Source organism: uncultured Clostridium sp. (genome assembly GCF_934754915.1).
GTDB lineage: Bacteria > Bacillota > Clostridia > Clostridiales > Clostridiaceae > Clostridium.
Window position 1 is genome coordinate 21768 of record NZ_CAKVKB010000024.1, and the last position, 20417, is coordinate 42184.

Genomic DNA, 20417 nt, shown 5'->3' on the forward strand with positions numbered 1-20417 from the left:
AAACATAAATTTAGAAAAAGGAAACTGCTGAAATACTAAATCAATTGCAGTTTCCTTTTTATCTTAGATCTCGTCATCATCATCATTAACAACTATTTTTTCAAGATAGAAATAAAATTCTACACCATTATCAATGTTTCTGATATTAAATTCGCTATTATGAAGTTTTAAGATGTTTTTTACTATTGATAGACCAAGACCTGTACTGTTTCTTTGAGTTCTTTCTCTTGATTTATCAACTCTGTAGAATTTGTCAAATAATTTATTGATTTCAGACTCAGGAATTGATGTACCCATATTTTGAACAGAAAGTCTGAATTTATCTAATCCTTCTTTAATATTAATGTTTATATCATTCCCAGGAGGTGTATATTTTATTGCATTTGTAATAAGATTTGTAAATACCTGCTCCATTTGAAATGCATCAGCATAAACATAACTATAAGGACTGGATGAATTAAAATGTACATTAAATTTATGTGCTTCAAATTCAGGCTCATGCTTTTTTATTACTTTGGATATAAGTCTATTTATATTAAAATCTTCAAAATTTGGTTTTGAAGCACCTGATTCAAGTTTTGAAAGTTCAAGCATATTGGTAACAAGAACACTCATCTTTTTTGCTTCATCTATAATAGTTTCAAGATACAAAGTTGCATCTTCACCTTTTACAATTCCATCTTTTATTCCTTCAGCATATCCTTCAATTATTCCAATAGGAGTTTTTAATTCATGGCTTACATTAGCTGTAAATTCTTTCCTCATATTTTCAATTTGTCTTTCTTTTTCAATATCATCTTCAAGTTTCTTGTTTTTTTCCTGAAGGTCAATAAGAGCTGTTTGAAGATTATCAGAAAGCATATTGAGTGACTGGGCAAGACTTCCTATTTCATCTTCTCTTTCAGTAGAGCATACCATTGAAAAATCCATATTTGCCATCTTGTTAGCCACATATGTTAATACTACAAGTGGTTTTGAAACCATATTTGAATATATTAGAGCAAGTATTGCAGAAATAGCTATTAAAGCAATAAATAAATAAAAGAAAAATTCATCTATTACGCTGGAAGCTTCTTCAATAGGCTGTATTGAAGAAACACAGAATATTAAACTGTCATTCTTGCTTTGAAGAGACATTGGACTAATAATACCTATTTTTTTTATGTTAGTACTTTCACTTGAAAAAGTTGTGTATTGTATTTTAGAATTAGTTATTACATCATTAATCAAATCTTTATTATTCATTAAGTCAATACAAAATCCAGCAAGAGTTTGAGGAACTATACTGTCACCATTATATTCACTTGAAATATACAAGATGTCCCCATTAAGTGATGTAATAGCAATCTGTGCACTATTGTCCTCTTCAAATTTTTTTAATGCTTTATAAAAATTTTTATCTCTTGGAGAATTCTTATCAATATGAAGTGAATACAAATCATGAAATTTACTTACTTCATTTACAAGAGAACGGGTTTTCTTATAAGCGTAAAATTTTTCAAATAGCACAGCCTGGGTAAAGTATACAGAAATCATTAAACCGAGTATAAGGGATAAAGTTATAGCAAAAAGTCTTTTTGATAAACTGTGTCTCATAAAAAATAAACCATCCTTATTGTTTGCTTTCAAATTTGTATCCGCTTCCACGGACTGTTACTATTAAGTTGGATTTATCTAAAAGTTTTTCTCGAAGTCTTTTTACATTTGTATCAACCGTTCTTATATCTCCATAATAATCTAATCCCCACACATTATCTAATATATTGTCTCGGCTTAAAGCAATTCCTTCATTTGTAATAAGATATACAAGAAGTTCATACTCTTTGGGAGATAAAGTTATTTCTTTGCCATTAACTTTTACTTCATGCGAAAGCCTGTTTATAGTAAGACCATTAAAATCCTGAGAACTTGAATCAACATCTTCACGGCTTCTTTTTAAAAGTGCTTTTACTTTTGCAATAAGAACTTTTGGGCTAAATGGTTTTGTCATATAGTCATCTGCACCATAGTCATATCCTTGAAGTTTATCATCTTCTTCACTCTTTGCAGTGAGAAGTATTACTGGTACTGTTGAAACTTCTCTTAATTTTTCAAGCATTGTGAGTCCATCCATAACAGGCATCATTATATCCAGAATTACTAAATCTATTTTTTGTGTGCTGAAAACAAAAAGTCCCTCTTCACCATTTGAAGCTTCAAATACATTAAAGTCATCCTTCATTAAATAGTCTCTTAATAAAAATCGTATTCTAAGTTCATCTTCTACAATTAAAATAGATTTTTTCATAAAATATCATCTCCTAACAACGCTTCATAATTTCAAATATATAATAATTATTTATAATATTATCATAAAAATAAGTCAAATCTATCACAAAAAGTAATAAATTTATACAAATATCCAAATATATTTTATCATCAATAATCAAATAAAAACATTAAATAATTAGAAATAAATTTTTATGTAAGTATTTAATACTATATTTTTATTTGAATTTAAAGTATTATTAATAGTAGATATTATATGAAGAAACGAAACATATTTGGGAGAACAGATAGAATGATAAAATTAAACTTTGATGCTAAAAGGCATATTCTTAAAAATGGATTGGAAGTAATAACTATTAATAAAGATACACAGATAGCTTCAATAAATATAGGAATAAAGGTAGGAGCATTATATGAAAAGATGAACGAAAAAGGAATAAGTCATTTTATTGAGCATGCACTATTTAAAGGAACTACGAAAAGAAATGATGAAAAGCTCAATGAAGAACTTGAAGCTCTTGGAGGAGAGTATAATGCATATACAGATTATGATGTAACAGTATATACAATAAGTTGCCTGGCAGAGGAATTTGAAAATGCAGTAGAACTTTTAGGCGATATGATAATAAACCCAGAGTTTGATAAAAATGAGATAGAAAAAGAAAGAGGGGTTATATTATCTGAAATAAGAATGAGCAAGGATGATATTGAAGATTTGAGTTTTAAAAATGTAAATAAAGCAGCTTTTGATAAGAGTCCATTGAAGTACGAAGTTACGGGCTTTGAAGAAAATGTTGCCAGATTCACAAGAAATGAAATAAAAGAATATTATAAAAAACATTATACTCCTGAAAATGCACTTATAACAATGGTATCATCACTCAGTCATGATGAAGCAGTAAAACTTATTGAAGAGCATTTTGGCATGTGGTCTGGAAGGAAAAATGAAAATATGGAAATAATTAAAGAAAAGAATAAAAATGTAGTAGAAGTAAGTTATAAAAAAGATATTGAGCAGAGCACAATAGTTTATTTATATACTTTTTATGATATTGATAAGGATGACGAACTCCCACTTAGAATATTAAATCATAGACTTGGAGAAAGTTCCAATTCTCTTTTGTTCAGAGAGGTACGTGAGAAGAGAGGATTGGCTTATGATATATACACTCATTTGGAAATAACAAATAATATAAAGACATTATATATATATACAGCCGTAAGCAATGAAAATATTGAAGAGGCAAAGCAGGCTATTGATGAAACATTAAAGAATGTTGTTGAAGGAAAGATTGTAATTGGAGAAAAAGACCTTGATATAATGAAAAAAGTTCATAAAACAGCTGTTATTTCTACATTAGAAGATAGTTCAGAATTATGTAATTATATGCTTCATCAGGCTCTTGAAGATGAGGATATTTATGAATTCCTAAATGATATGAATAGACTTAATACATTAAATGTAAAAAAGATAAATGAAATAGGAAAGAAAGTTTTGAAAGATCCAACAGTTCATATATTGAAGACCTGTAATTAAAGAAAAGGTGATAATATGTCAGTAATAACAAAGATAGAAATTCAAAAGAGAAATAAAGATAGAGTAAATATATATCTTGATAATGAATATGCTTTTTCAATAAGTGCAGAGCTTGTTTATAAAGAAAATCTTAAAGTAAAAGATATAGTAGATACTGAAAAATTAAAACATGTTGCAGATAAAGAAGCATATATAAGGTGCAAAAATTCAGCATTAAAAATAGTAGAAAGAAGCTATAAGACAGAAAAGGAAGTAAGAGAAAAACTTCAGTCTAAAGGATATGAAGAAAAATATGTTGAATCAGCTATTGAGTTCCTTAAAGAGTATAAATTTTTGAATGATGATTATTATGCAGAGGCTTTTATAAGGGATAAATTAAATTCAAAAGGAAGTCAGAGAATAAAACAAGAACTTATCAGAAAAGGAATATCGAGAGAAATAGTAGAGGAAAAATTAGAGCATATAGATAAGGAAGATGAAAAGAATAAAGCAAAAGAACTGGCAGAAAAGAAACTTAGAGTTATACAAAAAAGTGAAAAGGATACTTATAAAATAAGTGGAAAGTTATATCGATTTTTAATATCCAAGGGATATTCATATGATATTGTAAAAGAAGTTGTGAAAGATGTAATGTCTATAGATGATTTTGAATAATATATATAAGGATGTATTAAACCAATGAACAAATGATTTTGATTATAAAATTTAATGGAGGAAAAAATTGGAAATGAAGAAATTTTTTCTTGTTTTTATTGGTGTGATTTCTGCTGTTATTCAAGGTGGAATATTAATATTTTTGATTATGACTCCTTCAATTATAAAAAATAATAGCACGGATGGTATATTGTTAAAGAATGATTTGTATAAATTACTAGAAGAATTTGAGTATAAATCAAGAAATATTGGTAAAGAGATAATAATATATAATGGTGTGACCATAGATGAAGGAACTAAATCCAATAATGATATTGACAATAAAGCAATTCAGCTTACTGAAGGAATTTCAAGTGAAAGGGAAAAAGCCAGGGCTTTATATGAATGGATAGGAAGCAACATAGAATATGATAATGAAAAAGCAGAAGTTGTTTTGGATGATTCAGACAGAAGTAAAATGCCTGAAAGTGGAGCAATATGTGCATTTGAAACACGAAAAGGAATCTGTTTTGATAAAGCTTGCCTTTATGTTGCTATGGCCAGAGCGGTAGATTTAAAAGTAAGGCTTGTAAGTGGAGAAGCTTATGATGGTGAACAATATGTAGGTCATGCATGGAATCAGGTTTATTTACAGCATGAAAATATATGGATTAATGTAGATCCTACATTTTATAGTGCTGGAAATTATTTTGACTCCAATTTATTTAATCAACATAAAATTGAAAATATAGCAGGAGAATGGTGAGGTGATTCCATTTCTCTGTTATATTTTTTTTAGTTTTGATATTATTAAATTTACTGCTTTTTCACATTCGTCATCATCTGGAGCCATAGACCATGCTAAGTTAAAGTGACGTATAGCTTTATCAAGACAATTCTTCATGCTGTAGCAATAACCTAAATTAAAATAATATTTACTTTCTTTTTGAAGGGAAATTGCTTTTTTTAACATATCAATTGCATCATCAAATTTTTTTAATTTAATAAAACAAACACCTATATTATAGTATGAACATGGTCTGTTTAAATCTTGAACAATTGACTTTTGATAACATTCAATTGCTTTATTATATTCTTTTCTATTATAAAATTTGTTTCCTTCATTGAAATAATTCATTAAAGCATTCCCTCCATAAAATAAATAGATTTAAATAAATCATTTTTATTATTGACTAATGATTGTAATAATATTCAAGAAATTGTAACAAATATAGTTTTTGATAAGTCTATATGTTTTGTATAAAAGAAAAATAATAGAAAATTTAAAAGTTGTATGGTATAATTTTGAATTATATAGGGTAAATTTATTGCCAAGCTATGTTAGAATGTATGAATGAAAATAGAGTAGGTGAAATTTGAAACATGATGAATTATAAAATAGGTGTAGATGTAGGATCAACTACAGTAAAACTAGCAATTTTAAATGACAGCAATGAGTTGGTTTATAGTAAATATGAAAGGCATTTTTCAGATATAAGAAGCACCATTATATCATTAGTAAATAAATGTTATGATGCCCTTGGAGATATAGATTGTACTATATGTATAACAGGTTCAGGGGGTCTTTCTATTTCTAAATGGCTTGATTTGGATTTTGTACAGGAAGTTATTTCATGCTCAAAGACAGTAGAGGAAATTATACCACAGACAGATGTAGTTATTGAACTTGGTGGTGAAGATGCCAAAATAACATATTTTAAAGGCGGTATAGAACAGAGAATGAATGGAAGCTGTGCTGGTGGTACAGGTGCATTCATTGATCAAATGGCCGTTCTGCTTAATACTGATGCAGGAGGACTTAATGAACTTGCTAAAAATCACAAAATAATATATCCAATTGCTTCAAGATGCGGGGTATTTGCAAAAACAGATGTGCAGCCTTTGATAAATGAAGGAGCTGATAAAGCAGATATTGCAGCATCAATATTTCAAGCAGTTGTAAATCAGACAATAAGTGGACTTGCCTGTGGTAAGCCTATAAGAGGAAATGTAGCATTGTTGGGTGGTCCGCTATATTTCTTGTCAGAACTTAGAGAAAGATTTATAGAAACTTTAAAACTTACACCTGAAACTACAATAATTCCAGAAAATTCACAGCTTTTTGTTGCAATTGGATCGGCACTATTATCTGCTGATAAAGAAAAGACAACATTAAAGAAAATAGCAGATAAAGTTTCTAAGATTTCAGAAATAAAAGAAGAGGAAGCAAAAACATTAGAGCCTCTATTTAAAAATGAAGCTGAATACAAAGAATTTAAAGAAAGACATGACAAAGAAATAGTAAAACGAAGGGAGTTAAACACTTATAAGGGAAGAGCTTATCTAGGTATAGATGCAGGTTCAACAACAACAAAAGTAACTCTTATGAGTGAAGATTATGAATTGCTTTATAGCTATTATGGAAGCAATGAAGGAAATCCATTAAATAAAGTTATAAATATAATAAAAAATTTAAATTATATTATTCCTGAAGGAGTAACTATAGCTAATAGTGCAGTTACAGGGTACGGAGAAGCACTTATAAAAGCTGCTCTTCATGTAGATATTGGTGAAATTGAAACAATAGCTCATTATAAGGCAGCTGATTTCTTTCTCCCAGGAGTAGACTTCATTTTGGATATAGGCGGTCAGGACATGAAGTGCCTTAAAATAAAAAATGGAGCAATTGATAGTATATTATTAAATGAAGCCTGTTCGTCAGGATGTGGATCATTTATTGAAAGTTTTGCAAAATCACTGGGAATGAAGGTTGAAGATTTTGCAAAAGAAGCCCTTTTTTCAAAAGCACCAGTAGATCTTGGTTCAAGATGTACTGTATTTATGAATTCAAGAGTAAAGCAGTCACAAAAAGAAGGAGCAGAGGTTTCTGATATATCAGCAGGATTATCTTATTCTGTAATAAAAAATTCATTATATAAAGTAATAAAGCTTAGAGATGAAAGTGATATTGGAGAAAAGGTGATTGTTCAGGGTGGAACATTTTACAATGAAGCAGTTCTTAGAAGTTTTGAAAAAATTTCAGGAAGAAATGCAGTAAGGCCTGATATAGCAGGTCTTATGGGAGCATTTGGATGTTCTATAATAGCAAAAGAAAGATTTGAAGAAGGACATAGAACAACACTTCTTACAAAGGATAAAATCAATGATTTTAAAATGGAATCAAGTTTTAAGAGATGTGGAAAATGTGGAAATAACTGTTTATTAACAATAAATAAATTTTCAACAGGTGAAGAGTTCATATCAGGTAACAGGTGTGAACGAGGAAGTGGAATAGAAAAAACAGCAGAGGAAAAACTTCCTAATTTATATGACTACAAATATAAGAGGACATTTGGTTATAAACCATTAAAGGAATCAGAGGCTAAAAGAGGAGTTATTGGAATACCTAGAGTGTTGAATATGTATGAAAATTATCCATTTTGGTTTACTCTTTTAACAAATTTAGGGTTTAGTGTAAAATTATCTGCTCCTTCTAGCAAGAAGATTTATGAACTTGGAATTGAAACAATCCCATCAGAGTCAGCATGTTATCCAGCAAAACTTACTCATGGACATATTATGAATCTTATTAATAGAGGAATAAAGAATATATTTTATCCATGTATAGTTTATGAAAAGAAAGAGTATAAGGAAGCTGATAATAATTATAATTGTCCAATGGTTATTTCTTATCCGGAAGTTATAAGAAATAATGTAGATGAATTAAAAAAAGAAAATATAAATTTCATACAGCCTTTCTTATCATTAAATAATGTAAAAGAATTAATAAAGAGAATACATGATGAATTTAAACAATTCAATGTAACCATGGAAGAAGCCAAAAAAGCTGTAGAATGTGCCGTTAAGGAGCAGGAAAAATATAAGAATGACATTAGAAGTAAGGGAGAAGAGGTAGTAAAGTATCTTAAAGACAATAATAAGAGAGGTATTGTACTATGTGGAAGACCTTATCATATTGATCCTGAAATAAATCATGGAATTCCAGGAATAATAACATCTTATGGAATGGCAGTGTTGACAGAAGATAGTGTCAGCCATATGGGAAAACTTCATGGAAAACTTAGAGTAGTAGATCAATGGGTATATCATTCAAGATTATACAGAGCTGCATCATATGTAGCAGATGAACCATGTCTTGATATTATACAACTTAATTCTTTTGGATGCGGTCTGGATGCAGTAACTACTGATCAGGTATCTGAAATAATATCTGAAAAAGGAAAAATATATACTGTACTTAAAATTGATGAAGGTAATAACCTTGGAGCAGCAAGAATAAGAATAAGATCATTAAAAGCTGCAATGGATGAGAGAATAAGAAAGAATTATAAGCCTGTGGAAGAAAAAATTGAATATAATAATAGGATATTTACTGAAGATATGAGAAAGAAGCATACAATATTATGTCCACAGATGTCTCCAATACATTTTGATATAATTCAAGAAGCTGTAAGATCGTCAGGGTACAATCTTGAGGTTCTTCCATCAATGGATGATAAAGCTATTGATGAAGGTCTGAAATATGTAAATAACGATGCTTGCTATCCATCAATAATCGTAGTTGGCCAGATGATAGAAGCATTAAAATCAGGTAAATATGATGTTGAAAATACATCTGTTATAATGAGTCAGACTGGTGGTGGATGCAGAGCAACAAATTATATAGGCTTTTTAAAGCTGGCTCTAAAAAAGGCTGGATTTGGACAAGTTCCTTTAATTTCACTAAATGCAGTAGGTATGGGAGAACAGCCTGGATTTAAGATAAGTTTAAAATTAATAAACAGAGCTTTAATGGCACTTGTTTATGGAGACTTATTTATGAGGGTTTTATATAAGACAAGACCTTATGAAAAAGTTAAAGGTTCTGCAAATGAATTGTATAATAAGTGGAATAAAGAAGCGAAGAAAAATGTGAAAAATGGAAGCCGAAGAGAGTTTTCAAAAAATGTTAAGAATATTATAAAAGAATTTGATGAACTTGAACTTTTAAATATCAAAAAACCAAAGGTAGGAGTTGTAGGTGAAATACTAGTTAAATTTCATCCTACTGCAAATAATGATATTGTTGGTACATTAGAAAGAGAAGGCGCAGAAGCAGTTGTTCCAGATCTTCTTGATTTTATGTTTTATTCAGCATTTGATGAGGAATTTAAAGCTGATTATTTAGGCGGCAAGAAAATGACAAAGAATATTTATAATCTTGCAATAAAATTTATGGAAACATATAGAAGTACTATGAAAAAATACCTTGACAAGAGTAGAAGATTTTCAAGTCCTAAAAATATAAGGGAATTAGCTAAAATGGCATCACCAATAATTTCTCTTGGAAATCAGACAGGAGAAGGGTGGTTCCTTACGGCTGAAATGATTGAACTTATAGAAAGCGGTACAAAAAATGTTGTATGTCTTCAGCCATTTGCATGTCTACCAAATCATGTAACAGGAAAAGGTGTAATAAAAGCACTTAAAGAGAAATATTCAGATTCAAATATAGTTGCAATAGATTATGATCCAGGAGCATCTAATGTAAACCAGCTTAATAGAATAAAGCTTATGCTTTCTGTGGCGGTTAAAAATATGGATAAGGAAAAACATTTATCTTATAAAGAAGCTGAAGTTGCTGTTTCAAAGGAAGTAATAGGAAAAATTCAAATTAATTAAAATTAGTAAATTTATAAATAAGCTGTATCTATGTGGTTCAGCTTTATTTTTTCATTAATAATAAAAATGTAATACATACTTGTTTTAAGTATGGTATAATGTTTAATTGAAGTTTACTATATAGCTGAAGAATATTAGGACAAGCTAAAATATTTTTGTTTTGGAGGAATATAGAGTGACAAGAAAAAAAAGGAGCAGTAAAGATAAAAAAAAGGGATTCAGACCTTTAGTATTTCTTGTATCAATTATGTATATAATTGTTTTTTTAGGAATAACCACGCCCCTTGTATTATTATTCGGACCATATGAAAATACAAGAAGAGCACTTATAAACACAATTTTAGCTACAAGGCATGCATACTTGATTACAGATAATATGTCTCAGGAAACTATAAACAACCTTCTTGGAATAAAAGAAACATCAGCACAGGTAAAAGCAGATGAAAAACAGGAAGAAAAAACAAATCAGGATATGGATAAAATAAATATAAAATATACAAGTGGAACGGAAATAGAATCATATACTGTGAATACAGATAGATATAGTGCATATATACTTGAAATAAAAAATCCCAAAAATATCAAAGTTGCAATGACTAAATATTTGGGGAGGCTTGGTCAAAAAACAAGTGAAATGGCAGAAGAGCATAATGCTATAGCAGCAATAAATGGAGGAGCATTTGTTGATGAATCAAGTGATGGAACAGTATATGCAGGAACAGGTGCAGAACCAGGAGGATTTGTAATATCGGATGGAAAAGTGATATATCCTACTGAAAATGTTAATAAGGATAAAATTGAAAATGTAGTTGCATTTACAAAAGAAGGAAAACTTATAGTAGGAGATCATTCTTTAAGAGATCTTGAAAAACTTAATGTGCGTGAGGCTATGTGTTTCAGAAAACCTAACATAATAATAAATGGAGTAAGACAAGTAAAGGATAAGATGGCAGAAGGGCTTAATCCTAGAACTGCAGTAGGTCAGAAAGAGGACGGAACAGTAATTTTCCTTGTAATTGATGGAAGAAAGATAACAGCGCCAGGAGCAAGCTTATATGATGTTCAGGAGATAATGATGGAAAGAGGTGCTGTAAATGCAGGAGCACTTGATGGTGGATATTCATCAACTATGTATTACAAAGGTGATGTTATAAATTCACCAAATGCATGGAATGGAGAAAGAAGTGTTGCTACAGCATTTTATGTAGAATAACATAATTATTATGAAAGGATCAGATAGATGAAAAATATATTGAGAGTAATAGTCTGGACATTATTGGCAGTAGTTATACAGCAGAGTATATTTTTATATTTAGAGAATGTATATCTTGCTACTGATTATGAAATAAAAGCTGAAAAGGTTGAAGAAGAGAAACCAGAAGAACCACAAGAAGTTAATGAAGAGATAGCTTTGAAAGATGGAGTTGAAAATATATCAGTATCCCATGATGGAAGATTTGTTGCTTATGTTGATGGAGAAAACTTAAAAGTTTTAGACTCAAAAGAAAATAAAGAAAATGTATTTAATCCTGAAAATAAGGGTGATGTTGTATTTTATAAATGGCTTACTGAGGGAAGCAGTATGATAGTAATTCAAAAAGTAAAAGAAAAAGGCGAAATATATTATGAACCAATTTCATATAACGCTAAAAAAGATACTGTAACCAATATTGTTGATTTTAATTACAATGAGATAAGGATTCCAGTTAACAGTAACAATGAATTTATAGAAAATGTGGAATTTTCTACAGCTACAAATGTGTTTTATATAAAAATAAGAAAAGGAAATGGAAAGAGTGACTTATACTCATTAAATGTAATGAATCAAATGACTCTTGTAAGAGAAAATAAAGATATAGGAGATATTGTAGTTCCAACTACAAATGCTAACTGTGTTATGGAGATGGGTGATGGTGTCACTATTCTGCATAGCCCGGATAATATATATATACCAAATATTTCTAAGGCGAGAATACTAGGAGCGGATATAAATGATTATGTATATTTTGGTGAAGAAATAAATGGAAGCATAACAAAGATATATTATACTATATTAAATGGTGAAAATTTAAAATGGAATATACTTGAACTATCAAAATCAGTTCCTAAAGAAGATATTTCAATAGATTATTCAGGAAAAATTTATATTAATGATAAAGCATCAAAAACAGTTACAGAACTTACAACAAGAAAAGCAATAAATTATGAAGGCGAGTTTTTACAAGTTTATTCTGATGGCATAATTTCAAAAACTGGAAATAAACTGGTGAAAAAAGAATTAAATCCTAAAAAATCATCGTCTCAAAATATAACAAATAATAATTAGAAATCTATTTTGAATAAAACCACTTATATGAGAGCATCATAAATTTGAGGTGATAATCATGGGTAAAAGTATGAAAGCAGATAATAGCAGAAAAAAGAAACATGTGAGTCATAATGCACAAGAAGAAAGTGTAAAAGCTGTTTTTGGAGAACCAAAAGCAAAGAAATATGATCCATCTGATTTTAAAATTTAATATTTAAATAGTCAATATGAAGAAAAGATAACTGTCACATTAAGAATTGTAACTGCAATATTTATAGATGTTACTTTAAAATTGATATAATAAATATTGTTTGATTTTTGTGTGATAGTTTCTTTTTTTGTATTATAATATAAAGAAGAAAATTATATATCATGTTATAATTGCAATCTAATGATGAAATTTTTGCAAGGTTTATTTGATTATTGTGTTGTTCTGCACATTATGATTATTTTTTTACATTTCAAATTTTGCATTTTACATGTATTAAATAAATTTTAAATGTAATTTTAATATTTTAGTATATATATTAATAATGGGAATATATTTAATCAAACTTTATATATTAATTGGAGATGATAAAATGAAATTTGAATTTACAATAAGTGAATTAGGAACTGTATTAAAGAATGTTGCTGATAAAAATGAAATGGATATTCTTATTAGATCAGCTTTAAGTGGAGGATGGATGACAATTACAGGAAAAGCTGAAATAGTTAAAATTCCAGAAGTTAATCATCAATCTATATGTAAAAGCATAAAGGATAATATAATTCATATAAAGATAAATGAAGATTGTAAAAAAGAAACAATAGTAAAATTAACAGGAATGAAGGATAAAAAATTTAATGTGGATGTTTCGGCAGGACGATATAGGGAGTTGTCGTCTAATAATTTAACAATAAACCAAATTAAAGTAAATGATAATCAAACTAAAATAAAAATTGATGAAAATATAATATTTACAATAAAAAGCAATGTAAATGATGTATTAAGTATAATGAAACAGTGAAAGATTATTTATAGAAATATAAATAATAAAAAGAGTTCATAAATTGTTTACATATTTTAATTTTTGAGTTATAATGAAAATGGAATAGGGTAAAACATATATTGTAAACGTGTTCTTATAAACAAGCTCATAAATCTTTTTATATACCTACGGCTCTTCTTATTTTGAGAAGGGCTGTTTTTTGATTAAAATTATTAGATTTGAGAAAAATAAAGTATAATATATGTTCTAATTAAAAGCGAATGATAAAGTTTTTGTATGATTTCTTTGGTTATTATTCAGGTTTATTGCTTAGAACATATATACAATATTCAATACTGTATATAAGGAGTTAAATTATGAAGGTAAGACTTGGTTATGTAGCAATATCTATGAAGCTTGGAAAAAAGGTTACAAGCTCAAGCACTGTTACATTTAAAAATTATAATAAGTTAAGTACTAAGGAGGAGAGGATTAATAAACTTAAAGTAGTAGCGTTATCCAATTTAAATGACTTAGAAAAGATTTTGAGATATAATGTGGAAAATAATATACATTTTTATAGAATAACTTCAGCTTTAATTCCTCTTGTAACACATCCAGAAGTAGGATATTGGGGGCATAGAGAAATATTTAAAAAGGACTTTGAATATATTGGAAGAATAATAAACAATAACAAAATCAGGATAGATACTCATCCAGATGAATTTAATGTGCTCAATAGTATAAATCCCAGAGTGGTAGCAAATACAAAAATAAATCTTATATGTCAAGCAGAATGGTTTGAAGATCTGAATTATGATATGGGAAAAATGATACTTCATGTTGGTGGTGCAACAGGTGGAAAAGATCAAGGTATCAAAAGATTTATAAATAATTTTAATGAATATCCAGAAGAGATAACATCAAAACTTATACTTGAAAATGATGATAAGATATATACAGCAAAAGAAGTTTTAAAATTATGTAACGTATTAAAGATTCCAATGGTTTTAGATGTACATCACCATAATTGTAATAATGATGGAGAGAAAGTGGAAGAATTTTTAGAAAGTATATTCAATACATGGAATAGAGAAAAACTTCCACCTAAAATTCATTTTTCATCACCAAGAGAATTTATAAATGACAGAAAACATGCAGATTATATAAATCCTTATGATTTTATTGAATTTATAGAAAAAGCAAAAATATTAGATAGAGATTTTGATGTTATGCTTGAATGTAAGATGAAAGATGAAGCATTATATAAATTGGTTTCAGATATAAAAAGAATAAAGCCAGAATATAAATGGTTGGATAAAAGTACATTTTTAATTTAAAAATAATCTTATATTATTAAGAAAATAATTATTTTATCGATAAATAAAATAAAATATACCTAAAAAGCAAAGTTATTGATGTATTAATATTTAGAAGATATATTTTGATTTTATGTAATATATTACAGAAATCATAAAAATGGAGATGATTTCTGTAAGCTTTATGGAGGATGAGGACAATGAAAAAATTAAAAATTCTAACATTGGTATTATCTTTGTTAATGCTTCAAGGAATTGGTGCAAATGCAGCAAGTTCAAGCAAAAAAGATGATTTTGATAAAGAAGAAATTGAAAATAGACTGCCAGGTTTTGGGGCATATGATATAGCTAAGAGTGATCAGTATGTGAAATCAGGTAAGAATACATTTTCTGCCAAAAAAGCAATTAGTATGGATGATGATGATCAGGAAGATAACGTTATATCAGAATATAAATATGATCAAGTTGGGCCTATAAGTGCAACTGATATAGTGAGTATGATGGCAATTGAAGGAACTAATGCCCAATGGGGAAGAGCAAGTGATGGAAAGTGGATTTATCTTGAAAATAATGCTCCAGGGATTGGATGGAAAATGGTAAAAGGCTATTGGTATTACATGGATGGAAATGGTATTATGCAGACAGGATGGGTTAACTATAAAGGAAGCTGGTACTATTTATATTCTAATGGGCAGATGGCAAGGAACACATGGATCAACGGTTATTATGTAGGAGATTCAGGAGCAATGGTTTCTTAAAGATAGTAAGGATAGGATATATTCTCATAAGAATATATCCTATTTTAATATGTATAGATTTTAATTAACAATGTACAATTTATAATAAATTATAAAATATTTGAAAGATTTTTTTATTGATCTATTTTTGGCGATTTATACTAATATAAAAAATCTTAAAATAAATATTTAGTAACAGAAAACATATATAATCATATAATATATTGAGAATACAGTCATCAGTTTCATTAAGGGAAAGATCACACATAAAATTGATAAAAAAATAACAAGGCTTTGGGTATTCTTGTAGTATATTATGGGAGGTTATGAGTTTGCTTGAAAATTTAAGAATAAAACTTATAAAAATTGCTCAGAAAGCAGAAGAATATGGGTTATGTAAAGAAAAGACTGGAAGTTTCAGCATTAAAGATTTTTCAACTGGATATGTTCTGATTACACCTTCTCAAGTGAGTCGAAGCGAATTAAAACCAGAAAATATATGTATTATAGATATGAATGGAAATGAAATAGAAGTTCAGAAAGGCAAAAAGCCAAGTCGTGAGTTCAAGCTTCATTTAGAAATATATAAACAGAAGAAGGAAGTAAGATCTGTAATGTATGCTCATTCATTATATGCAACAATATTTGCAGTAGCTAACAAGGTTATACCTCCAATAATTGCAGATTCAAGACATTATGGAGGATATATATATGTTGCTCCTTATGAGAGAGCGCAGACAGTAGAACTTGCTAAAAGTGTTATAGAACCTCTAAGTAAAAATGATGTATGTCTTCTTGAAAGACATGGGGTGGTAATAACGAGCAAAGATATTGATGGACTTCTCACAAAGGCCAGATATGTTGAGGATGTTGCAGAAATTTATTATAAAGTATTAATTTTAAATCAATTTAAAGAACCTAACCGCCTCGATATTAATGAAATAAAATCTTGAAGGGAATAGATTACAATGTCGAAAATCAATGATATGTATTAAAAGCAAAATTAAGTACTTATCATTGATTTTTTTATTTCTAACTAAACAACCCTATAGAAACTGAATATTAAATGGCTAAAAATAATTTTTTAGGAGCTGCATATGGTAAAATTTATTGATTCTAAAGAAGCTGCTTTTCTTATAAAAAATAATCAAGTAGTTGCTGTTTCAGGTTTTGCAGGACTTTCAGTGCCAGAAGAACTTATAAAATCATTAGAAGAGAGATATGAAAATAGTAAAACGCCTAAAAACCTGACACTTATGTTTGCTGCAGCACAAGGAGATGGAAATACTAAGGGATTAAACCATCTTGCTCATAATGGACTTGTAAAGAAAGTTATTGGAGGACATTTTAATTTAGCACCTAAACTTGCAAAAATGATGAATCAAAATATTGTTGAAGGGTTTAATTTTCCTCAAGGGGTTATGTGCAACATATTTCGAGATATAGCAAGAAAATCAAAATTTACATTGAGCAGAATTGGCATTGGAACATTCGTAGACCCTAGAATTGAAGGTGGCAAAGTGAATTCTATAACAAATCAAGATTTAGTTGAGCTTATAAAACTTAATGGAGAAGATTTTCTGCTATTTCATCACCTTAATATAAATGCAGCTTTTATTAAGGGTAGCTATTGCGATAGTTATGGAAATATATCATTAGATTATGAAGCAACATATTCAGAAGCGTTTATTATTGCACAAGCAGTAAAAAATTGTGGGGGAATTGTTATTGTTCAGGTAGATAGAATATGTTCAGGAGAAATGAAATGCAGAAGCATAAAAATTCCAGGAATTTATGTGGATTATGTTGTAGTTACCTCTTCTAATAATGAAAACTCTCAGGCATTAGGGATGAAATATAATTCTATGATTACAGCATATCATGACATAGATGGAAATGAAAATATAAATTTAGATAGAAAAAATTATAATATAAACTCACCAGAAAATATTAATATAAAAAGAAATTTTATGTCAGGACAAAAAACATTAAATCCAAGAAAGATAATAGGAAGAAGGGCAGCATGTGAATTAAAGAAGGGTGACATTGTAAATGTAGGAATAGGAATTCCAGAAGAAGTTTCTAAAGCAGCAGAAGAATCCGGGATGCATAAATATATAACATTAACAGTTGAAGCAGGACCAATAGGAGGGGTTGCTCAGAGTGGAAAGTTGTTTGGAGCTTCTCTTAAGCCGCAATGTATAATAGATCAGGTAAATCAGTTTGATTTTTATGATGGAGGAGGATTAGATACGGCTTTTTTAGGTATGGCGGAATGTGATAAATGTGGAAATGTAAATGTAAGCAAATTTGGAAACAGACTTGCTGGATGTGGAGGTTTTATTGATATAACGCAAAACACAAATAAAATAGTGTTTTGTGGAACTTTTGTAGCTAAAGGATTTGAAATGTATATGATTAATGGGAAAGTTAAAATAATAAACAATAATAGAACTATAAAATTCAAGAAAATGGTTAATCAGATTACTTTTAATGGAAGTATAGCCTCGGATCTTGGTAAAGATGTCATATATGTGACAGAGAGAGCTGTTTTCAAATTATTAAAAGGCAGACTTTATCTAATTGAAAAAGCTCCAGGAGTAGATATACAAAAAGATATAATTGATTTAATGGATTTTGAACCTGTTATAGATAAAAATATTAAGACTATGGATCAGAATTTATTTGTTTAATGATAATATTTTAAAGTTATAGTTTATATTGTGATACAATTATGTTGTCTATATAAAAATTATAATTAATGGAAAATGCAATGAACAATATATGGAAATTAAATAAGAATTGCAATTAAAAATGGGAAACAATAGGAGAAATAAAATGAAAATATTATCAAGAGGAGATACTGTAGCAATAGTAGCATGTTCTAATGGATTGGAATTTAATATGACAGAAAAAATATGTGAACTTGAGTATGTATTAAAAAATATGGGACTTAATGTCATTATGAGTAATAATCTATATAGAAAATATTCAGCATATAATGGAACAGGAAAAGAAAGAGCAGATACATTAATGAAGTTTTATGAAGATGAAAAAATAAAAGCTATATTTGATGTTTCTGGAGGAGATCTGGCTAATGAGATATTGGAACATTTGGATTTTAATAAAATAGAAAAATATTATAAACCGTATTTTGGATATAGTGATTTAACAGTTGTATTAAATTCTATATATGCTAAGACAGGTAAGAAATCATATTTATATCAAATTAGAAATTTAATAGATTCAGATAAATTAAAGCAGGTAAAAAATTTTGAAGATACATTTATAAAAGGAAATAAGTCAATTTTAAATTTTAATTATGAGTGGATTCAAGGAAGTTTTATGGAAGGAATAGTTGTAGGGGGGAATATAAGGTGTTTGCTAAAACTTGCAGGAACAGAATATATGCCAGATTTTAAAGATAAAATATTATTTTTAGAAAGTTTTAGTGGCAATTCAGCAAAGATGGCAACTTATCTAACACAGCTTAGACATATTGGAGTTTTTAAGAAAATAAGAGGAATAATTTTAGGAAGTTATACTGAAATGGAAAAAGAAAAATATAAACCAAGTATTGTAGAGTTGACAAAAGAAATTGTTAATGATTTAAATATTCCAATTATAAAAACAGGAGAAATAGGACATGGAAAGGATTCGAAATGTATTATCATTGGAGAAAATATAAAATTATAATGACTTAGATATTTCAAATACAAAGTTAAATTTAATTATATATAAATTAATAATTTTATATTGGAACGCTAAATATTGACTGATTATTATCAAAATGGTAATATAAACATATAAAAACGTATACATAAATTGTTTTGTATGCGTTTTTATAGGATATATTGTTGTATAATCTGAGAATTTTGGAAAATTATTAATCTTGTAATTTTTTTCTCGGACTTTTTATAAAGTAATTTTTAGATTTAGTGTAAAGGGGACAATGATTATGGACAAGTATTTAGTTTTGGATGTTGGAGGAAGTTCTATTAAATATGCAATTATGACAAAGGAAGCTGAGTTTTTAAAAAAAGGAAAGGTTCCAACACCAAAGGAAAAAATAGAGGATTTTGTTGAAGTGATTGGAAAAATATATGATGAATTTAAGGATGAAATAAAAGGTATGGCTATGAGTTTGCCTGGGTTAATCGACAGTGAAAGAGGATATGCATATACTGGAGGAAATCTTTTATATAATAATCAAAAAGAAATTGTAAAAATACTGCAAGAACGCTGTCCAATTAAAATAACCATTGAAAATGATGCAAAATGTGCTGCTTTAGCAGAAGTGTGGAGAGGATCTTTAAAAGATTGCAGAGATGGAATAGTTGTTGTTCTTGGAACTGGCATAGGAGGAGCAGTAATAAAAGACAGAAAAGTGCATAAAGGAAAACATTTTTTTGCTGGAGAATTCAGTTTTATAAGAACAGATATTAATGATCCAGATAATCTGGATAACATATGGGCAAGGAAAAGTGGATCGAGTGCTTTAATAAAGGCTGCTGCAGATGTTAAAGGATTAAAAGAAGAGGATTTAGATGGTTATAAAGTATTTGAATACATAAATAATGGAGATGAGGATGTATTAAAGGTACTGGATGATTTTACAAAGACAATAGCTGTTCAGATAATTAATCTAGGATGTGTATTTGATCCTGAAAAAGTATCAATAGGAGGTGGAATAAGTTCTCAGCCGATTTTAATAGAATATATAAATAAGAATTTAAAGGAAAGCTATGATGCAATTTCTGAATTAGGTGATTTTCCTCAAATAAAAGTTGAAAAATGTACATTTGAAAATGACTCTAATTTAATAGGTGCATTATATAATTATTTTACATTTAGATAGCAAAATGAATAACTTATAAAATATTGATAATATCGAATTAATAGAAAGTAGTTTTAAGAAAGAGGCTTTAAAATAATTTAGGATTATTTTTGTTAATAAATTGT

The 20417-nt window shown here is 28.4% G+C and carries 17 protein-coding genes; 14 read left to right on the forward strand and 3 right to left on the reverse strand.

The window, feature by feature from the left end; all coding sequences use genetic code 11:
- Window positions 1–63: 63 nt before the first annotated feature.
- Both Q0F58_RS06125 and Q0F58_RS06130 read right to left on the reverse strand, forming a co-directional pair.
- A complete protein-coding gene (locus Q0F58_RS06125; protein WP_294373711.1) occupies window positions 64–1596 on the reverse strand; it encodes a cell wall metabolism sensor histidine kinase WalK in 1533 nt (510 codons plus the stop codon).
- Between the two features lie 16 nt (window positions 1597–1612).
- Window positions 1613–2287, reverse strand: a complete 675-nt coding sequence (locus Q0F58_RS06130; protein ID WP_294373714.1) for a response regulator transcription factor — start codon at window positions 2285–2287, stop codon at window positions 1613–1615.
- Window positions 2288–2560: 273 nt separating this feature from the next.
- On the opposite strand from Q0F58_RS06130, the gene Q0F58_RS06135 reads away from it, so the two are divergent.
- The 3 genes from Q0F58_RS06135 (at window position 2561) to Q0F58_RS06145 (ending at window position 5204) form a co-directional block, all read left to right on the forward strand.
- Entirely contained in the window at window positions 2561–3805 is a 1245-nt protein-coding gene (locus Q0F58_RS06135; protein WP_294373715.1) for a pitrilysin family protein, read from the forward strand.
- A gap of 15 nt (window positions 3806–3820) precedes the next feature.
- Window positions 3821–4459, forward strand: a complete 639-nt coding sequence (gene recX, locus Q0F58_RS06140) for a recombination regulator RecX (RefSeq protein WP_294373718.1) — start codon at window positions 3821–3823, stop codon at window positions 4457–4459.
- Between the two features lie 73 nt (window positions 4460–4532).
- A complete protein-coding gene (locus Q0F58_RS06145) occupies window positions 4533–5204 on the forward strand; it encodes a transglutaminase family protein (RefSeq protein WP_294373720.1) in 672 nt (223 codons plus the stop codon).
- A gap of 18 nt (window positions 5205–5222) precedes the next feature.
- Here Q0F58_RS06145 and Q0F58_RS06150 read toward each other — a convergent pair whose 3' ends face one another.
- A complete protein-coding gene (locus Q0F58_RS06150; RefSeq protein ID WP_294373721.1) occupies window positions 5223–5576 on the reverse strand; it encodes a tetratricopeptide repeat protein in 354 nt (117 codons plus the stop codon).
- A gap of 245 nt (window positions 5577–5821) precedes the next feature.
- Here Q0F58_RS06150 and Q0F58_RS06155 point away from each other — a divergent pair, with 245 nt between their 5' ends.
- From Q0F58_RS06155 to Q0F58_RS06205, 11 genes are all read left to right on the forward strand, one after another.
- Window positions 5822–10120: a 2-hydroxyacyl-CoA dehydratase gene (locus Q0F58_RS06155; protein WP_294373723.1), complete on the forward strand. Its 4299-nt coding sequence runs from the start codon at window positions 5822–5824 to the stop codon at window positions 10118–10120.
- 175 nt (window positions 10121–10295) lie between these two features.
- The gene (locus tag Q0F58_RS06160; RefSeq protein ID WP_294373726.1) at window positions 10296–11333 is read left to right on the forward strand and encodes a phosphodiester glycosidase family protein; all 1038 of its coding nucleotides are present in this window, start codon (window positions 10296–10298) and stop codon (window positions 11331–11333) included.
- 27 nt (window positions 11334–11360) lie between these two features.
- Entirely contained in the window at window positions 11361–12446 is a 1086-nt protein-coding gene (locus Q0F58_RS06165) for a hypothetical protein (protein ID WP_294373727.1), read from the forward strand.
- 58 nt (window positions 12447–12504) lie between these two features.
- Window positions 12505–12639, forward strand: a complete 135-nt coding sequence (locus Q0F58_RS06170) for a CPC_1213 family protein (RefSeq protein WP_294373729.1) — start codon at window positions 12505–12507, stop codon at window positions 12637–12639.
- A gap of 370 nt (window positions 12640–13009) precedes the next feature.
- Window positions 13010–13438 carry a UDP-N-acetylglucosamine pyrophosphorylase gene (locus Q0F58_RS06175; RefSeq protein WP_294373731.1) on the forward strand — a complete coding sequence of 143 codons (429 nt, stop codon included), beginning with the start codon at window positions 13010–13012 and terminating at the stop codon, window positions 13436–13438.
- 338 nt (window positions 13439–13776) lie between these two features.
- Window positions 13777–14739, forward strand: a complete 963-nt coding sequence (uvsE, locus tag Q0F58_RS06180) for a UV DNA damage repair endonuclease UvsE (protein WP_294373734.1) — start codon at window positions 13777–13779, stop codon at window positions 14737–14739.
- A 179-nt stretch (window positions 14740–14918) separates the two neighbouring features.
- Window positions 14919–15476, forward strand: coding sequence for a lysozyme (locus Q0F58_RS06185; RefSeq protein WP_294373735.1), 558 nt, complete (start codon window positions 14919–14921; stop codon window positions 15474–15476).
- Between the two features lie 311 nt (window positions 15477–15787).
- Entirely contained in the window at window positions 15788–16408 is a 621-nt protein-coding gene (locus Q0F58_RS06190) for a class II aldolase/adducin family protein (RefSeq protein ID WP_294373737.1), read from the forward strand.
- Between the two features lie 144 nt (window positions 16409–16552).
- Complete coding sequence (locus tag Q0F58_RS06195) at window positions 16553–18148, forward strand: acyl CoA:acetate/3-ketoacid CoA transferase (RefSeq protein WP_294373739.1); 1596 nt, start codon at window positions 16553–16555, stop codon at window positions 18146–18148.
- A gap of 145 nt (window positions 18149–18293) precedes the next feature.
- Window positions 18294–19151: a S66 peptidase family protein gene (locus Q0F58_RS06200; protein WP_294373740.1), complete on the forward strand. Its 858-nt coding sequence runs from the start codon at window positions 18294–18296 to the stop codon at window positions 19149–19151.
- Window positions 19152–19413: 262 nt separating this feature from the next.
- A complete protein-coding gene (locus Q0F58_RS06205; RefSeq protein WP_294373742.1) occupies window positions 19414–20313 on the forward strand; it encodes an ROK family protein in 900 nt (299 codons plus the stop codon).
- Window positions 20314–20417: the final 104 nt, after the last annotated feature.

Bases quoted from the DNA above. Each gene is read 5' to 3' on its own strand.
- Q0F58_RS06125 (WP_294373711.1), bottom strand. From the start codon at position 1,596: ATGAGACACAGTTTATCAAAAAGACTTTTTGCTATAACTTTATCCCTT.
- Q0F58_RS06130 (WP_294373714.1), bottom strand. From the start codon at position 2,287: ATGAAAAAATCTATTTTAATTGTAGAAGATGAACTTAGAATACGATTT.
- Q0F58_RS06135 (WP_294373715.1), top strand. From the start codon at position 2,561: ATGATAAAATTAAACTTTGATGCTAAAAGGCATATTCTTAAAAATGGA.
- recX (WP_294373718.1), top strand. From the start codon at position 3,821: ATGTCAGTAATAACAAAGATAGAAATTCAAAAGAGAAATAAAGATAGA.
- Q0F58_RS06145 (WP_294373720.1), top strand. From the start codon at position 4,533: ATGAAGAAATTTTTTCTTGTTTTTATTGGTGTGATTTCTGCTGTTATT.
- Q0F58_RS06150 (WP_294373721.1), bottom strand. From the start codon at position 5,576: ATGAATTATTTCAATGAAGGAAACAAATTTTATAATAGAAAAGAATAT.
- Q0F58_RS06155 (WP_294373723.1), top strand. From the start codon at position 5,822: ATGATGAATTATAAAATAGGTGTAGATGTAGGATCAACTACAGTAAAA.
- Q0F58_RS06165 (WP_294373727.1), top strand. From the start codon at position 11,361: ATGAAAAATATATTGAGAGTAATAGTCTGGACATTATTGGCAGTAGTT.
- Q0F58_RS06170 (WP_294373729.1), top strand. From the start codon at position 12,505: ATGGGTAAAAGTATGAAAGCAGATAATAGCAGAAAAAAGAAACATGTG.
- Q0F58_RS06175 (WP_294373731.1), top strand. From the start codon at position 13,010: ATGAAATTTGAATTTACAATAAGTGAATTAGGAACTGTATTAAAGAAT.
- uvsE (WP_294373734.1), top strand. From the start codon at position 13,777: ATGAAGGTAAGACTTGGTTATGTAGCAATATCTATGAAGCTTGGAAAA.
- Q0F58_RS06185 (WP_294373735.1), top strand. From the start codon at position 14,919: ATGAAAAAATTAAAAATTCTAACATTGGTATTATCTTTGTTAATGCTT.
- Q0F58_RS06195 (WP_294373739.1), top strand. From the start codon at position 16,553: ATGGTAAAATTTATTGATTCTAAAGAAGCTGCTTTTCTTATAAAAAAT.
- Q0F58_RS06200 (WP_294373740.1), top strand. From the start codon at position 18,294: ATGAAAATATTATCAAGAGGAGATACTGTAGCAATAGTAGCATGTTCT.
- Q0F58_RS06205 (WP_294373742.1), top strand. From the start codon at position 19,414: ATGGACAAGTATTTAGTTTTGGATGTTGGAGGAAGTTCTATTAAATAT.